The sequence below is a fragment of the Curtobacterium sp. YR515 genome (assembly GCF_900113095.1).
Taxonomy (GTDB): domain Bacteria; phylum Actinomycetota; class Actinomycetes; order Actinomycetales; family Microbacteriaceae; genus Curtobacterium.
This window is the reverse complement of record NZ_FOOD01000002.1, coordinates 479,723-494,098: the sequence shown is the minus strand read 5'-3', so window position 1 is coordinate 494,098 and position 14,376 is coordinate 479,723. Positions and strand designations below refer to the sequence as shown.

Annotated in this window: 18 protein-coding genes; 8 read left to right on the top strand and 10 right to left on the bottom strand. The window is 72.4% G+C overall.

Features of this window, described 5'->3' with window-relative positions:
• Positions 1 to 84: 84 nt before the first annotated feature.
• Genes BM028_RS07120 through BM028_RS07105 form a run of 4 tightly spaced genes read right to left on the bottom strand, consistent with a single transcriptional unit; the run spans position 85 to position 2,355 of the window.
• A complete protein-coding gene (locus tag BM028_RS07120) occupies positions 85 to 846 on the bottom strand; it encodes an ABC transporter permease (protein WP_092385512.1) in 762 nt (253 codons plus the stop codon).
• Positions 846 to 1,640 carry an ABC transporter ATP-binding protein gene (locus tag BM028_RS07115; protein ID WP_092385510.1) on the bottom strand — a complete coding sequence of 265 codons (795 nt, stop codon included), beginning with the start codon at positions 1,638 to 1,640 and terminating at the stop codon, positions 846 to 848. The genes BM028_RS07120 and BM028_RS07115 overlap by 1 nt, the downstream gene beginning before the upstream one ends.
• The gene (locus BM028_RS07110; RefSeq protein WP_071294194.1) at positions 1,637 to 2,005 is read right to left on the bottom strand and encodes a DUF1048 domain-containing protein; all 369 of its coding nucleotides are present in this window, start codon (positions 2,003 to 2,005) and stop codon (positions 1,637 to 1,639) included. The genes BM028_RS07115 and BM028_RS07110 overlap by 4 nt, the downstream gene beginning before the upstream one ends.
• A gap of 2 nt (positions 2,006 to 2,007) precedes the next feature.
• Positions 2,008 to 2,355: a PadR family transcriptional regulator gene (locus BM028_RS07105; RefSeq protein ID WP_070417530.1), complete on the bottom strand. Its 348-nt coding sequence runs from the start codon at positions 2,353 to 2,355 to the stop codon at positions 2,008 to 2,010.
• Between the two features lie 126 nt (positions 2,356 to 2,481).
• Between BM028_RS07105 and BM028_RS07100 the strand changes: the two genes are divergently transcribed.
• The 5 genes from BM028_RS07100 to BM028_RS07080 all read left to right on the top strand — a co-directional run bounded on the left by BM028_RS07100 (position 2,482) and on the right by BM028_RS07080 (position 5,867).
• A complete protein-coding gene (locus tag BM028_RS07100; protein WP_070417531.1) occupies positions 2,482 to 2,970 on the top strand; it encodes a DUF4126 family protein in 489 nt (162 codons plus the stop codon).
• A complete protein-coding gene (locus tag BM028_RS07095) occupies positions 2,967 to 4,139 on the top strand; it encodes an FAD-dependent monooxygenase (RefSeq protein WP_092385508.1) in 1,173 nt (390 codons plus the stop codon). Before BM028_RS07100 ends, BM028_RS07095 begins: the two co-directional genes overlap by 4 nt.
• Before the next feature lie 102 nt (positions 4,140 to 4,241).
• Positions 4,242 to 5,213 carry an NAD-dependent epimerase/dehydratase family protein gene (locus BM028_RS07090; protein WP_092385818.1) on the top strand — a complete coding sequence of 324 codons (972 nt, stop codon included), beginning with the start codon at positions 4,242 to 4,244 and terminating at the stop codon, positions 5,211 to 5,213.
• Positions 5,214 to 5,301: 88 nt separating this feature from the next.
• Positions 5,302 to 5,535: a hypothetical protein gene (locus BM028_RS07085; protein ID WP_217647233.1), complete on the top strand. Its 234-nt coding sequence runs from the start codon at positions 5,302 to 5,304 to the stop codon at positions 5,533 to 5,535.
• Positions 5,532 to 5,867: a sigma factor-like helix-turn-helix DNA-binding protein gene (locus BM028_RS07080; RefSeq protein WP_217647232.1), complete on the top strand. Its 336-nt coding sequence runs from the start codon at positions 5,532 to 5,534 to the stop codon at positions 5,865 to 5,867. Before BM028_RS07085 ends, BM028_RS07080 begins: the two co-directional genes overlap by 4 nt.
• Positions 5,868 to 5,869: 2 nt before the next feature.
• Here the strand turns inward: BM028_RS07080 and BM028_RS07075 are convergent, their stop codons facing one another.
• The 3 genes from BM028_RS07075 to BM028_RS07065 are packed head-to-tail and all read right to left on the bottom strand — an operon-like array spanning position 5,870 to position 8,132.
• On the bottom strand, positions 5,870 to 7,042 hold the full coding sequence (locus BM028_RS07075; protein ID WP_092385506.1) for an MFS transporter: 1,173 nt from the start codon (positions 7,040 to 7,042) through the stop codon (positions 5,870 to 5,872).
• 14 nt (positions 7,043 to 7,056) lie between these two features.
• The gene (locus tag BM028_RS07070) at positions 7,057 to 7,263 is read right to left on the bottom strand and encodes a hypothetical protein (protein WP_092385504.1); all 207 of its coding nucleotides are present in this window, start codon (positions 7,261 to 7,263) and stop codon (positions 7,057 to 7,059) included.
• Positions 7,260 to 8,132, bottom strand: a complete 873-nt coding sequence (locus tag BM028_RS07065) for a helix-turn-helix domain-containing protein (RefSeq protein ID WP_092385502.1) — start codon at positions 8,130 to 8,132, stop codon at positions 7,260 to 7,262. The genes BM028_RS07070 and BM028_RS07065 overlap by 4 nt, the downstream gene beginning before the upstream one ends.
• An 87-nt stretch (positions 8,133 to 8,219) precedes the next feature.
• On the opposite strand from BM028_RS07065, the gene BM028_RS07060 reads away from it, so the two are divergent.
• A complete protein-coding gene (locus tag BM028_RS07060; protein ID WP_092385500.1) occupies positions 8,220 to 9,104 on the top strand; it encodes an aldo/keto reductase in 885 nt (294 codons plus the stop codon).
• A 78-nt stretch (positions 9,105 to 9,182) separates the two neighbouring features.
• On the opposite strand, the gene BM028_RS07055 is transcribed toward BM028_RS07060, so the two are convergent.
• Together BM028_RS07055 and BM028_RS07050 are read right to left on the bottom strand one after the other, a co-directional pair.
• On the bottom strand, positions 9,183 to 10,061 hold the full coding sequence (locus BM028_RS07055; RefSeq protein ID WP_092385498.1) for a helix-turn-helix transcriptional regulator: 879 nt from the start codon (positions 10,059 to 10,061) through the stop codon (positions 9,183 to 9,185).
• 95 nt (positions 10,062 to 10,156) lie between these two features.
• Complete coding sequence (locus BM028_RS07050; protein WP_254789443.1) at positions 10,157 to 11,308, bottom strand: PQQ-dependent sugar dehydrogenase; 1,152 nt, start codon at positions 11,306 to 11,308, stop codon at positions 10,157 to 10,159.
• A gap of 130 nt (positions 11,309 to 11,438) precedes the next feature.
• Here BM028_RS07050 and BM028_RS07045 point away from each other — a divergent pair, with 130 nt between their 5' ends.
• Together BM028_RS07045 and BM028_RS07040 are read left to right on the top strand one after the other, a co-directional pair.
• The gene (locus BM028_RS07045; protein ID WP_092385494.1) at positions 11,439 to 12,674 is read left to right on the top strand and encodes a multidrug effflux MFS transporter; all 1,236 of its coding nucleotides are present in this window, start codon (positions 11,439 to 11,441) and stop codon (positions 12,672 to 12,674) included.
• Positions 12,671 to 13,336 (top strand): SDR family NAD(P)-dependent oxidoreductase, encoded by a 666-nt coding sequence (locus tag BM028_RS07040; RefSeq protein WP_092385492.1) that lies wholly within the window; start codon positions 12,671 to 12,673, stop codon positions 13,334 to 13,336. Before BM028_RS07045 ends, BM028_RS07040 begins: the two co-directional genes overlap by 4 nt.
• Positions 13,337 to 13,462: 126 nt before the next feature.
• Here the strand turns inward: BM028_RS07040 and BM028_RS07035 are convergent, their stop codons facing one another.
• Positions 13,463 to 14,260: an SGNH/GDSL hydrolase family protein gene (locus tag BM028_RS07035; RefSeq protein WP_070417540.1), complete on the bottom strand. Its 798-nt coding sequence runs from the start codon at positions 14,258 to 14,260 to the stop codon at positions 13,463 to 13,465.
• Between the last annotated feature and the right edge of the window lie 116 nt (positions 14,261 to 14,376).

The following is a 14,376-nucleotide window of genomic DNA, read 5'->3' as shown; positions in this document are numbered from 1 at the left end:
GCGCGAGGTGCGCGAGGTGCGCACCAGCGGACGGGAGGCGCGGTGCGGGCCGGCACCGTCCCTCCCGTCCGTCAGCCGGTCGCGTCAGCCGACCCGCCGGCGCTGCACGAGGGTCGCGACGCCGAAGGCGGCCAGCAGGATGCCGACGCACCACGCGAGGGCCACCCACAGGTCCGCGTCGAGCGGCTGCCCGGCGAACAGCGCACGGATCGAGTCCACGATCGACGTCACCGGCTGGTGCTCCGCGAACCACCGGACCGGCCCGGGCATGGAGTCGGTCGGCACGAACGCCGAGCTGATGAAGGGCAGGAAGATCAGCGGGTAGGAGAACGCACTCGCGCCGTCCACCGACTTCGCCGAGAGCCCAGCGACGACCGCGATCCAGGTGAGCGCCAGCGTGAAGAGCACCAGGATCCCGAGCACCGCGAGCCACGCTCCGACGCCCGCGCTGCTGCGGAACCCCATGAGCAGGGCGACCCCGACCACCACGGTCACCGACACGGTGTTGGCGACGAGGGACGTGAGCACGTGCGCCCACAGCGACGCCGCGCGCACGATCGGCATCGACCGGAAGCGCTCGTCGATCCCCGCCTGCAGGTCGAGGAACAGCCGGTACGAGGTGTACGCCACCCCGGACGCCACCGTGATGAGGAGGATCCCCGGCAGCAGGTAGTCGATGTACGGCGTGCTCCCGGTGTCGATCGCGCCGCCGAAGACGTACACGAACAGCAGCAGGAAGGCGATCGGCATCACGGCGGTGGTGATGATCGTGTCCGGGCTGCGGAGCACGTGTCGCAGGGAGCGCCCGGTCAGGACGGCGGTGTCGTGGATCGGGTGGGCGGACATCAGGCCACCTCCTTCGTGGTGTCGGCCTTCGTGGTGTCGGCGTCGGGACGGTGTCCGATGACGGCGAGGAAGACGTCCTCGAGCGTGGGGCGCTTCTCGACGTACTCGACCGTCGCGGGCGGGAGCAGTCGCTGGAGTTCGGCGAGGGTGCCGTCGGCGATGATGCGGCCCTCGTGCAGGATGGCGATCCGGTCGGCGAGCTGCTCGGCCTCGTCCAGGTACTGCGTCGTGAGCAGGACCGTGGTGCCGCTCGCGGCGAGGGCGCGGACGGCGTCCCAGACCTCGATGCGGGCCTCGGGGTCGAGGCCGGTCGTCGGCTCGTCGAGGAAGACCACCGACGGGTCGCCGATCAGGCTCATCGCGATGTCGAGCCGGCGGCGCATCCCGCCCGAGTACGTCCCCGCGCGGCGGGACCCGGCATCCGTGAGCGAGAACCGGTCGAGCAGCTCGTCGGCGATGCGCCCGGCGTGCCGGAGGTGCCGGAGCCGTGCGACGAGGACGAGGTTCTCGCGGCCGGTCAGCACCTCGTCCACGGCGGCGAACTGCCCGGTGAGGCTGATCGCCTCGCGGACCGCACCCGGATCGGCGGCCACGTCGTGCCCCGCGACCGACGCGGTGCCGGCGGTGGACGTCGTCAGGGTCGCGAGGATGCGGATCGCGGTCGTCTTGCCCGCGCCGTTCGACCCGAGCAGGGCGACCACGGAGCCGGCCTCGACGTCGAGGTCGACCCCACGGAGGACGCGCAGGTCGCCGAAGGACTTCTCGAGCCCCCGGACCCGGATCGCCGCGGTCACGACGGCTCCCCGTCCGCATCGGCCGCCGCGATCGCGTCGACGAGGCGCTGCTGCTCCTTGCTGAGCCACGACCCGAGGCCGTAGTTCGCCTTGAAGTCCTCGGCGAAGGCGATCGGGTCGTCGCCGACCACCGCGCGGACGCTCGTGCCGTCGGCGGCGCTCTGCTCGAACAGGTCCGCGAGGTCGTCGAGCATGCGCATGAGCTGCTCGCCGTCGCTCGGGCCGGTGTACATGAGGTACCGCTCGATGCCGTCGACGGCGGTGCGGTGGCTCGTCGGCAGCGCTGCCGTGCGGGCCTTGTACTGCTTCCAGCGCTTCTTGTCGCCGATGAGCTTGGTCGTGATGTCCGAGATCGAGATCCCCATGATCAGTCCTGTCCGTTCGTGCTGCTGGTGGTGTGCCGGAGGTGGTCGAGCCGCTCGGCGAGGAAGGTCCACGCCCGCCAGAAGTCGTCGAGCTGCTCCTGCCCGCGGGCGTTCAGCGTGAACACCTTGCGGGGCGGGCCCTTCTCCGACGGGACCTTCTCGACGTCGACGAGGCCGCGCTGCTCGATGCGGACGAGCAGGGCGTAGACGGTGCCCTCGGCGATGTCGGTGAACCCCTGCTCCCGGAGCGAGGCGGTGATGTCGTACCCGTGGGCCGGGCGGCCGGCGAGCACGGCGAGGACGATCCCCTCGAGGATGCCCTTGAGCATCTCGGTCTCCTGCTTGGGCATGCGTGCCTCCTGCGGTCGGTGCCGTGTGTCGTGCGCTGTACTCAGTGACGCTGACTACTGGTACATAGTAACGCTGAGTACCAGGAGCGCAAGAGTAGTTTCCGAACCGACACGACAGGAGCACCGATGAGCACGAAGAACGAGCAGCACACCCTGGTCCGCACCCTGGTCCTGGGCATCCTCAGCGGCGGCCGGAGCGCCACCCCGCTCGCCGTCATGGCACTGAACCACGACCGCTCCTCGCTGAAGGGCTCGTGGCAGGACTGGAAGGTCTTCAGCACGCCCCTCGGCCGTGGCGTCCTCGTCGCATCGGCCGTCGGTGAGCTCATCGGCGACAAGCTGCCGGGGACGCCGAACCGGATCTCCCCCGCCGGCCTCGCCGGGCGCGTGGCGTCCGGAGCGCTCGTCGGGGCCGCGCTCGGCACGACGGGCAGGCGCGACCTGCGCATCGAGGGCGCGATCCTCGGCGGCGTCGGCGCGATCGTCGGCAGCTTCGTCGGCTGGGGTGCGCGCAAGCTCGTCGGCGCCACGACCCGCCTCCCCGACCCGGTCGTCGCGCTCGCCGAGGACGCCGCGACCATCGCCGGCTCCGTCAAGGTGATCACCACCTCGTGACGGCACCGCGTCGGGCCCTCGTCACCGGCGGCAGCATCGCCGGGCTCTCGGCCGCCTACTGGTTGGACCGGACGGGCTGGGACGTCACCGTCCTCGAGCGCTCGGCGGGCTTCCGCACCGGTGGCCAGAACGTCGACGTCCGGGGCGTCGCCCGCGAGGTCCTCGACCGCATGGGGCTGACCGAGGCGATCCGCTCGGCCAACACGGGCGAGACCGGCACGGTGATCGTCGACGAGCAGGGGGACACCATCGTCCGGCTGCCCGACGACGACTCCGGTGAGGGGGCGACGGCGGAGCTCGAGGTCCTGCGCGGCGACTTCGCGGACGCGATCCGGCAGGCGCTGCCGGACCGCGTGCGCCTGGTCTTCGACGACGCCGTGATCGCGGTGGACGAGGACGGCTCGGACGGACGACCCGTCACCGTCCGCACCCGGAGCGGCGCGACGCTCCAGGCCGAGCTCCTCGTCGTCGCCGAGGGTGTCCGCTCGAGCACCCGCGACCTGCTCTTCACCGTCGAGCCCCGGCGGCTCGGCATCACGATGGAGTTCGGGACGATCCCACGGATCCCGTCCGACGACGACACCTGGCGCTGGTACAACGCCGTCGAGGGTCGACAGGTGCACCTGCGGCCCGACAACCACGGCACGACGAGGGCGATGCTCGCGTACACCAACGACGACGGCGAGGTCCCCGACCGGCGCGACCGCTACGCCGGCGCCGGCTGGCAGACCGACCGGGTGCTCGACGGGTTCGAGCAGTCGGACGACGTCTACGTCGACGACCTCACGCAGATCCACGCCCCGAGCTGGCACCGGGGTTCCGTCGTGCTGCTCGGCGACGCGGCCTGGTGCGTGACACCGATGGGCGGCGGCGGGAGTTCGCTGGCGCTCACCGCCGGGTACGTCCTCGCCGCGTCCCTCGCCGACGAGTCCGACACCACCGCGGCACTCGGGGCCTTCGAGGCGTGGATGCGGCCGCTCGTCGACCGGATCCAGACCATGCCGTCCGGGATCAAGCACTTCGCGTACCCGCAGACGAAGCTCGGTCTCGCGGCGCAGCGCGCCGCACACCACGTCCTGACCTCGCGGCCGGTCGCGCCCCTGATGGCGCGACTGACGCACACGGCGGACTCGGACCAGCCGCTCCCGGCCCTGGAGCCGACCCGCTGACGGACGGGAGGCGCGGTGCGGGCCCGCACCGTCCCTCCCGTCCGGCACAGGGGTTCCGTCCGGGCCTGCCACGCCCAGTCGCGTGCGCCTAGCGTGACCGGCATGCGCATCGTCGTCATCGGAGCCACCGGCCACATCGGCACGTTCCTCGTCCCCCGTCTCGTCCGCGCCGGTCACGACGTCGTGACCGTCACCCGCGGCAGCAGCACCCCGTACGCCGACTCCCCCGAGTGGCACCAGGTCGAACGGGTCACCGCCGACCGCGAGCAGGAGGACCGCGACGGCACGTTCGGCGACCGGATCGCCGCACTCCGCGCCGACGCCGTCGTCGACCTCGTCTGCTTCACGATGCCGTCCGCCGAGGCACTCGTCACTGCCCTCCGCGGCAGCGCTACCCACCTCGTGCACTGCGGGTCGATCTGGCGTGCCGGGGTCTCGCACGTGCTGCCCGTCATCGAGGAGAACGCGACCGAGCCGTTCGGCGACTACGGCGTGCAGAAGGACGCGATCGCCCGGATGCTCAAGCGTGAAACTGCCGAAGGGGGTTTGGTGACGACCTCGTTGCACCCCGGTCACATCAGCGGACCGGGCTGGATGCCCATCGGTCCGCTCGGCAACCTCGACCCGACGGTGTGGACGAAGCTGTCCGCCGGCGAGCCCGTCGAGGTCCCCGGCCTCGGTGCCGAGACGATGGCGCACGTGCACGCCGACGACGTCGCACAGGCCTTCCAGCTCGCGGTCGAGCACCGGGACGCCGCGGCCGGCGAGGACTTCTTCGTCACGGCTCCGACGGCGCTCACGGCACGCGGGTACGCGCACCTGGTCGCGTCGTGGTTCGGCCAGGAGGCGCGGCTCGAGTCCGTTTCGTGGGACCGGTTCCGCGAGACCACGGCTCCGGAGCACGCCGGTGCGAGCTGGGAGCACCTGTCGCGCAGCCAGGTGTTCAGCACCGAGAAGCCGCGGCGGCTGCTCGGCTACGAGCCCGCCTGGACGGCCGAGGCGACGGTCCTCGACGCGTTCCGCTGGCTGGTGGAGCACGGCGAGGTGGACGTCGCGCGCCCCCTCGTCGTCTGAGGTTGTGCTTGCGCCTGTGATCAGTTGCGGCTAATATCAGCCTTGGCTAATGTGCGCTGCATGCAGATCGACTGGCCAGGACACCGCAGTGATCAAGCGGGTCCGGCAGTCGAAGGAGCACGTCGTTTGGCGGGTGTCGCACCCGTACGTCCAGGGGACCGCGCTCCGGTTGATCTGCTGGTTCCCGCCGGGCACGGACCGTGTCGTCATCGCGCTGTTCTCCGGCGACAAGGCCGCGATGGGTGACGTGTTCTACGACACGGTCGGCGTCCGAGCCGACCGACTGATCGACCGGTGGGTCAACGAGACGAAGGAAGCATGATGGGCGAGAAGGACTTCGTGCACGGCAACGACCGACTCGAGCGGATGCTCGAGCGCCCCGGCATGGCCGACGCCGTGGCGGCGCTCGAGACGGAGGCGGACGAGCTCGACCGGATCTACGCCATGAGCCTCGCGATGGTGCGGGAAGCCGGTAAGCGGACCCAGGTCGAGATCGCCCACGAACTGGGGATCAGCCAGGGCGCGGTGTCCCAGATGGAGCGTCGGGAGGACATGCTCCTCTCGACACTCCGGAGCTACATCACCGCGGCGGGGGCACAGAACCCCCGGATCATCGTGACGGTCAACGGACACGACGTCGAGCTCGCGATCTGAGGTCAGGCGCGGGCGGTGACCACCAGCCCGCGGCGGCGGTGGACCGCCCAGACCGTCAGGGCGAACCCGACCAGGACCGCTCCGCCCACGGTGACCGCGGTCCACCCGCCGGCGTTCCACAGCACCGAGGCGAGTGCCGAGCCGATCGCCCCGCCGATGAAGTTCGCGGTGACGAACGCGGTGTTGAGTCGGCTGCGCGCCGCCGGGTCGATCGCGAAGAGCCGGGTCTGGTTGAGGACGTTCGTCGCCTGCACACCGACGTCCAGCAGGACGACCGCGACGAGGACGACCACGATCGACCGCGCTCCGAGGCCCGCGACCACGAGCGAGACGAGCACGACGACGATCGCCGCACCGGTCACCGGCACGGACACCCCGCGGTCGTGCAGCCGACCGACCCGCTGCGCGGCGACCGCCCCGGCGAGCCCGGCCAGACCGACGAGCCCGATCGCGCTCGTGGAGTACCCGAACGGCTCGGCGCTGAGCAGGAACGTCAGCGCGGTCCAGAACATCGTGAAGACGGCGAACATCGCGGAGCTGATGACGAGGGTCACCCGCACGGCCCGGTGCGCGGCGACGGCACGGAACACCGAGGCGATGAGCGTGGGGTACCGCACCCGGTCGCGCCGGTCGAGCTCGGGGATCGCCCGCCGGAGCAGCACGGCGAACAGCAGGGCCGCGACGGCGGCGACCACGTAGATCGCGCGCCAGCCGAACGCGTCCGCGACGAGCCCGCTGACCGTCCGCGACACGAGGATGCCGGTGAGGACCCCGGAGGCGATCGTGCCCACGACCCGCCCGCGGGACGAGGGATCGGCGAGGTCCCCGGCCAGCGGGATGAGCAGCTGCCCGGCGACGGTGGTGAGGCCGACGAGCGCGAGCGCCACCAGCAGCACGGCGAACGACGGGGCCACGGCGGCGAACAGCAGCGCGACCGCGGACGCGACGAGCACCCCGGGGATCAGGCGTCGTCGGTCGAGCACGTCGCCGAGCGGCACCACGAGCAGGATGCCCAGCGCGTACCCGACCTGGGTGAGCGTGACGAGCAGCCCGGCGACCGCGGCGGACGTCCCGAGCGAGGACGCGATGTCGTCGAGGAGCGGCTGCGCCCAGTAGAGGTTGCCGACGGCCGCGCCCCCGGCGACCGCGAACAGCAGCGTGCGCGCGGGCGTCATCCCCGCACGGTCGGTCACGGACGCCGCCGGAACAGCTCCGCGAGGTGCCACGGCCCCGGTGCGAGCCGGACGGCCGCCTCGGCGCGGATGCGGTCCTCGCGCGCGCGGTCGCGCGTGAGTTCCTCGATCTCGCGCTCGGCACGCAGGCGGAACCGGACCCGCTCGAGGAACGTCAGCGGCTCCGCGGGGCGGGTGATCCGGATCGAGTCGGTCTCGCTCATGCGTCCTCCCTCTCCGGGACGGCGGCGACCGTGGTCGCCGCGAGGTTGGCGAGGAGCTGCAGGCGCTCCTCGGACGGCGAGCCGGGCTCCGCGCCGTAGACGATGAGCGTCAGCCCGGTGTCCGTGACGAGCTCCATCGTCTCGTACGTCAGGTCGAGGTCGCCGACCTCGGGGTGGTGCACGTGCTTGATGCCGGACCGGTGCCGCATCACGTCGTGCGCGGCCCAGCGCTGGCGGAACTCCTCGCTGCGGGTGGAGAGCTCCCCGATGAGGTCCGTCAGCCCGCGGTCGTACGGGGACCGGGCCGCTTCGGCACGGAGCACGGCGACCATGTCTCCGGTCACGCTGTCCCAGTCGCGCCAGAACTCGCGACCGCGGGGGTCGAGGAAGGCGAAGCGCGCGGTGTTCGGGGTACCGGACGGGTCGAGGAAGAGCGGCGCGTAGACCGCACGGGCGAGGGCGTTGCCGGCCAGGAAGTCCGACCGGCCGTTCCGCACCCACGCGGGAGCGGTCATCGAGTCGAGCACCCGCTGCACGTTCGGCCGGACCTTCGACGTCGGGGTCTTCCGACGCGTCGTCGCCGAGGCGTTCTGCGCACGGGCGAGGTCGAACAGGTGCGCGTGCTCGGCGTCGTCGAGCCGGAGCGCCCGGGACAACGATCCGAGGACGCTCTCGGACACCCCGGTGAGGTTCCCCCGCTCGAGGCGGATGTAGTAGTCGACGCTCATGCCCGCGATGAGGGCGAGTTCCTCGCGGCGAAGGCCCTTCACCCGTCGCGCGCCGCCGAAGTCGGGCAACCCGACCTGCTGCGGCGTGACGCGCTCGCGGCGGGTGCGGAGGAAGTCGCGGACTTCGTCTCTCGTGTCCATGTCCTCCACGGTAGGTCCGATCGACAGGTCGGAGCAGGGGCTGCTGGTACCCGTCAGGTCGGTCCGGGCGGTCGTAGCGTCGTGGACATGGACACACTCACCCTCAACAACGGACTCGAGATCCCCGCGATCGGGTTCGGCGTCTTCCAGAGCGCGCCGGCCGAGACGGTCGACGCCGTGCGCACCGCGCTCGAGACCGGGTACCGCCACATCGACACCGCCGCCGCGTACGGCAACGAGCGCGAGGTCGGCGAGGGCATCCGCGCCTCGGGTGTCGACCGCGACGAGATCGTCGTCGAGACGAAGATCTGGGTCTCCGACTACGGCCTCGACGAGACCCTGCACGCGTTCGACAAGGCGACCGGCAAGCTCGGCTTCGACCACGTCGACGTCCTGATCCTGCACCAGCCCGCACCCGACCGCTTCGAGCAGACCATCGCGGCGTACCGGGCGCTCGAGCGGCTGTACGCCGAGGGCCGTGTCGGCGCGATCGGCGTGAGCAACTTCATGCCGCACCACCTCCGGTCGCTCCTGGACGCCACGGACGTGATCCCGGCGCTCAACCAGGTCGAGCTGCACCCGTACTTCACGCAGCCGGACGTGCAGCGCGCCGACGCCGAGCACGGCATCCTCGACCAGGCGTGGTCGCCGATCGGTGGCATCACCTTCTACCCGGGTTGGGGCGACGAGCGGGTCAGCGTGCTCGACGACCCGACGATCCGGGCCATCGGCGAGGCGCACGGCAAGACCCCGGCGCAGGTGATGCTCCGGTGGCACGTGCAGCAGGGCCGCAACGCGATCCCGAAGTCCACGAACCCCGGGCGCATCGCCGAGAACTTCGACGTGTTCGACTTCGTGCTCTCCGACGACGAGCTCGCAGCGCTCGACGCCCTCGACACCGGTCGTCGCGGCGGGCCGGACCCGGACGGGACCGACACGAGCCGCTTCGAACGGGTGATCCCGGAGGCCTGACGCGACCCGGTGGGGCCTGGAGGCGCGGTGCGGGCCGGCACCGTCCCTCCAGTCCCGCAGGTGGGCGCGACCACCGCGTCAGACGCGCTCGCGCGCACGCTCCACGATGCGCTCCGTCGCCGCCCACGAGGCGAGCAGCCGCAGCGCGTCCGCCGTCGGGCTCCCGGGCGTCGCCGGGTAGATCGTCAGCGCGAGCCCCGGGTCCTCGGTGAGCTCGAGCGTCTGGAAGTGCAGCTCGAGCGGACCGACCACCGCGTGCCGGAACGACTTCACCCCCGCGTAGTGCCGGCGGACGTCGTGCGCCGCCCAGAGCGCGCGGAAGTCGTCGCTCCGCATCGAGAGCTCGCCGATCAGCGCCGCGAGCCCGGGGTCGTTCGGCGTCCGCCCGGCCTCGCGCCGGAGGATCGCGACGTTCGTGTGCGCCGCGCGCTGCCAGTCGAGGTAGAAGTTCCGTGCCTGCGGGTCGAGGAAGATGAACCGCGAGAAGTTGCAGGGCCGTGCGCGCGCCGCGACGAGGTCCGAGTGCATCGCCCAGCCGAGCGTGTTCGCGGCGACGATGTCCTGTCGGTTGTTGACGATCATCGCGGGGGCGTCGGCGATGGCGTCGAGCAGGTACTGGAGCTCCGGGCGCACCGCCGCCACCGGTGTGACCGCGGCGGCACGGCGGGGCGTGGCGTTCTGGTGGCGGGCGAGGTCCCGCAGGTGCTCGTGCTCGGCCGGGTCGAGGTGGAGTGCGCCCGCGATGGCGTCGAGCACGCTGTCCGAGACGCCCTGCAGGTTCCCGCGTTCGAGCCGGGTGTAGTAGTCGATGCTCACGCCGGCCAGCCGGGCGACCTCCTCGCGGCGCAGCCCGGTGACGCGGCGGCGGGTGCCGAACGTCTCGACGCCGGCCTGCTCCGGTGTGATGCGGGCGCGGCGGCCGGAGAGGAAGTCGCGGGCTTCGTCGCGGTGGTCCATGCCGGTCACGGTACTTCGGCTGGGCGGGGGCGAGCGAGGTGCTGCCGGAACCCCCGTGCTGGGTCCTCGTGCTGGTCGGGGTCCGTCGCTCGGGCTCAGCTCGTCGCGAGCGGCACCGACACGATCCGGTCGTCGCCGTCCGTCGGGTCGCCACGCCCGTCGGTGTTGTTCGTGACGAACCACAGGGCACCCTCGGGACCCTCGAGCACCGTGCGGATGCGGCCGAAGTCCCCCGCGAAGTACTCGGTCGACGTCGAGGGGGCGTCGGCCGGCACGGCGCGCACGACCTCGCCCTGGAGGTTCGCGATGAACACTGTGTCGTCGATCACCGCCAAGCCGCTCGGTGAGGCGTCGTCGGTGGCCCACTGCTGCACGGGGTCGACGAAGCCCTTGCTCGTGCCGCCGGTGCCCTCGACCTCCGGCCAGCCGTAGTCCCTCCCCTTCTCGATGACGTTGAGCTCGTCCCAGGTGTCCTGCCCGAACTCCGACGCGAACATCGTGCCGTCGGCCGTCCACCCCATGCCCTGCACGTTCCGGTGGCCGAGGCTCCACACCGGGGACCCGGGCAACGGGTTGCCGCCGGGGACCTGGCCGTCCGGGGTCAGCCGCAGGATCTTCCCCGCGAGCGAGTCCCGGTCCTGCGCGTCCGAACCGGTACCGGCGTCGCCGACGCTCGCGTAGAGCATGCCGTCCGGGCCGAACGCGATCCGGCCGCCGTTGTGGAAGCTGTTCGACGGCAGCCCGTCGATCACGGTCGTGGCGTCCCCGAGCGCGTAGGACCCGGCGCTCCCGGACAGGTCGTAGCGCTGGATGCGGTTGCCGTCGTCGCCCGTCGAGTACACGAACAGGTCGCCCTCGTGCAGCGCGAGTCCGAGCAGACCGCCCTCACCGCCGTGCCGGACGCCCGCGATCGTGCCGACCTCGCGCGTCTTCCCGGCGCCGGTCAGTTCGAGCACCGTCGCCGAGTCCCGCTCGCTGATCAGGGCGTCGCCGTCGTCACCGGTGCGGACCACCGACCACGGGGCGTCCAGTCCGGTGGCGATGTCGGTCGTCTCGCCCCCGGGTTCGAGCTGTCCGGCGGCGCTCGCCGCGGGGGTCGTGGCGCTCGACGAGGGGCTGCTCGTGGCGGTCGCCCGACCCTCGAGCGTGCGGGCGTCGTCGTCGGTGCAGGCCGCGAGGACGAGGGCCGCAGCGGCGAAGGCGCCGAGGGCGGACAGGGTGCGGCGGGTGCGAGCGGTGGTGTGCACGGTGGTCCTCCCGGGTCGTGGGTCGATTGCACACGCGGCGGTCGGGAATCCCCTGGGTGACGGGGGTTGCGGTGGAACCCCTGTCGGCAGGGACTCCCACCAGCGCACCGACCAGCCGTTCGATGGGTCCGTGCCCGCCACCGTGACCCCGCCCGCTCCCCCGACCGCCCGCGCCGTGCCGACGGCCCTCGTCGCCGCCGTCGTGTTCCTCACCGCGGTCGCGCCGCTCGCGACCGACATGTACGTCACCGCGTTCCCGACCGTCGAGGCCGAGTTCCGCACGAGCGCGTCCGCCGTGCAGCTGACCCTCACGACGTTCTTCGCGGGCATGGGCCTCGGGCAGCTCGTCGGCGGACCGTTCTCCGACCAGCGCGGGCGCCGCCTGCCGCTGCTCGCCGGCACGCTGCTCGTCGTCGCGGCCTCGGTCGTGTGCGCGCTCGCCCCGTCGATCGGCGTGCTCACGGCGGCGCGCCTCGTGCAGGGGTTCGCGGGCGGTTGGGTGATGGTGATCGCCCGGTCGGTGGTCGTCGACCTCGCCCACGGCGCCCAGCTCGTCCGGGTCCTCAACGTCGTGATGGGCATCGGCGGGATCGCACCGGTGCTCGGGCCGCTGTTCGGCGCCGCGATCCTGGGGTTCGGTGACTGGCGGACCACGTTCTGGGTCCTCGCCGGCCTCGGGGTGCTCATGTGCGTGACCGCGGCCGTCGTCGTCCCCGAGTCCCTCCCACGGGACCGACGGCACGCCGGCGGCCTGCGCACGTTCCGGCTCGCGGCGCGGCAGGTCCTCGGTGATCGACGGTTCGTCGGCTACGTCGTCACCGCGTGCGCTGCGTTCGTCGGGGTGTTCGCGTACGTCGCGACCTCGCCGTTCGTGCTGCAGACCATGAACGGACTGTCGCCGACGGCGTACGCGATCGACTTCGCGGCGAACGCGGGAGCGATGACGATCGCGTCCCTCGTGGCCGCCCGACTCGCCGGCCGGGTGTCCACGAGACGCATCATCCTCGTCGGGCAGGCCTGCATGGGCGTCGCCGGCGCGGGCATGCTCATCGGCGCGATCTGGTTCGGGATGCCGCTGATCGTGGCCCTGATCGGCTTCTTCGTGCTCATGATCGGCAACGGGCTGGTCGTCACGAACGGTGGGGCCCTCGCATCGTCCGCCGTCCCCGCACATCCCGGGACGAGCTCAGCCGTGCTCGGTCTGGTTCAGTGGACGACGGCCGGCGTGACCGCTCCGATCGCGGGACTCGGCGGCTCGGACACCGCCGTCCCGATGGCCGTCCTCGTCCTCGGTGGCGCGCTCGTGTCGCTCTGGGGACTGCTCGTCCTCGCACGACCCCACACCACCGGAAGGACCACCTCATGACCACCATCGCCATCGTCGGAGCCGGCAAGGGCCTCGGCCTCGCCGTCGCCGAGCGCTTCGCCCGCGAGGGCTTCTCGATCGCCCTGCTCTCCCGCAACCAGGACCGCCTGGACTCCCTCGCCGCCGGCCTCCGGGAGCACGGGTACACCGCCGCCGGCTTCGCCGCGAACGTCCGCGACGGGGACTCCCTCCGCGGCGCCCTCGAGCGTGCGACCGAGCAGCTCGGGCCGATCGAGGTGCTGCAGTACAGCCCGCTGCCCGCCAAGGAGTACATGCGCCCGGTGCTCGAGACCACGGCGGAGGACCTGGTCGGCCCGATCGAGTTCTCGATCTACGGCTCGGTCAACGCCGTCCGCCAGGTGCTGCCCGGCATGCGCGCGATCGGGCACGGCACGATCCTGTTCGTGAACGGCGGCAGCGCGGTGCGCCCGGGTGCTCGGGTCACCGGCACGTCCGTGGCGTTCGCGGGCGAGAGCGCCTACGCGCAGCTGCTGCACGACGCCGTCCGTGACGAGGACGTCCACGTCGGCCAGCTCATCATCCCGTTCGGCATCGACGACGGGCAGCCCGAGCACTCCGGTGCGTCGATCGCGGACCGCCTGTGGGCGATCCACACCGAGCGCGGTGCGTTCCGGACGTTCGCCGAGCCGCTGCCCGAGTGACTGACTGACGGACGGGAGCGCGCCCCGCTCAGCGGCAACGCGAAGCGTTGCGCGGGGCGCGCCGACCGAGCCTGCGAGGGAGGAGTGCCGCCCCGCCCCTCCTGTCCGACCCTGGTCGCGTCTCGATCAGCGCGCGGCGCGCGTGATCGCCGTCGCCATCACGCGCGCGACGACGACGTTCGTCGCCGCGTCGCCGTGGATGCCGTCCGCCGACGCACCCCGGACCCAGGCCCCGTCCGCCTGCCGGAACCCGGCGAACGGGTCGACGTACGACCAGCCGTGCTCCGCCGCGTCGCGCTCCAGCGCCCGGCTGAGGACGAGCTGTCCCGCGCGGCGGTCGGCGCCCCACTGGCTCCAGGTCCAGTTCGACGGCGGGCCGGAGACGACGAGGACGTGCCGCGCACCGACCTTCCGGACGACGGCGTCCACGTTCGCGATCGTCGTCGCGGTCGGGATCGCCTGGTTCACGTCGTTCGTGCCGAGCTCGACGACGAGGACGTCCGCGTCCGGCACGGGGCCGATCTCGTGGAGGACCTCGTCGGACCGGTACCCGCTGTGCGCGTAGCCGCCGACGGCGTGGAACCGGGTGTCCGGCACGAGGTCGTGGAGCCAGGAGTCCGGCCGTGCCGTGATGGAGTCGCCCGCGTACGCGAAGGTGACCGCGCCGGACCGGTCGCCGGAGCCGAGCGCCCCGGTCACGGCGTCGTCCGGTGTGGCGGCACGGACAGCTGTTCCGCCGGCTGCGGCTCGGGTGTCCGCACGTTCGACCGGCGCGGCGGAGGCGCGACCCACGGACGGTGCGCGCTCGGCTGCGGCGGTGCTCGCCGACACGACGGCCGTGCCGACGACGAGGGATCCGCCGGCGACGAGGCAGGCGGCGGTGACGATGCTCGCGACGAGGGCGAGACGACGGGTGCGGGACACGACATCAGGTATCCCCCGGATCGGCCTGCCGTACCAGTCCCCAGACCTGGGGAACCGCGCCGCTGGCTGTGGGTCTTCGCGGCCGTTCCCAGCCGGCCGCCCCCGTCGGGTCCGGG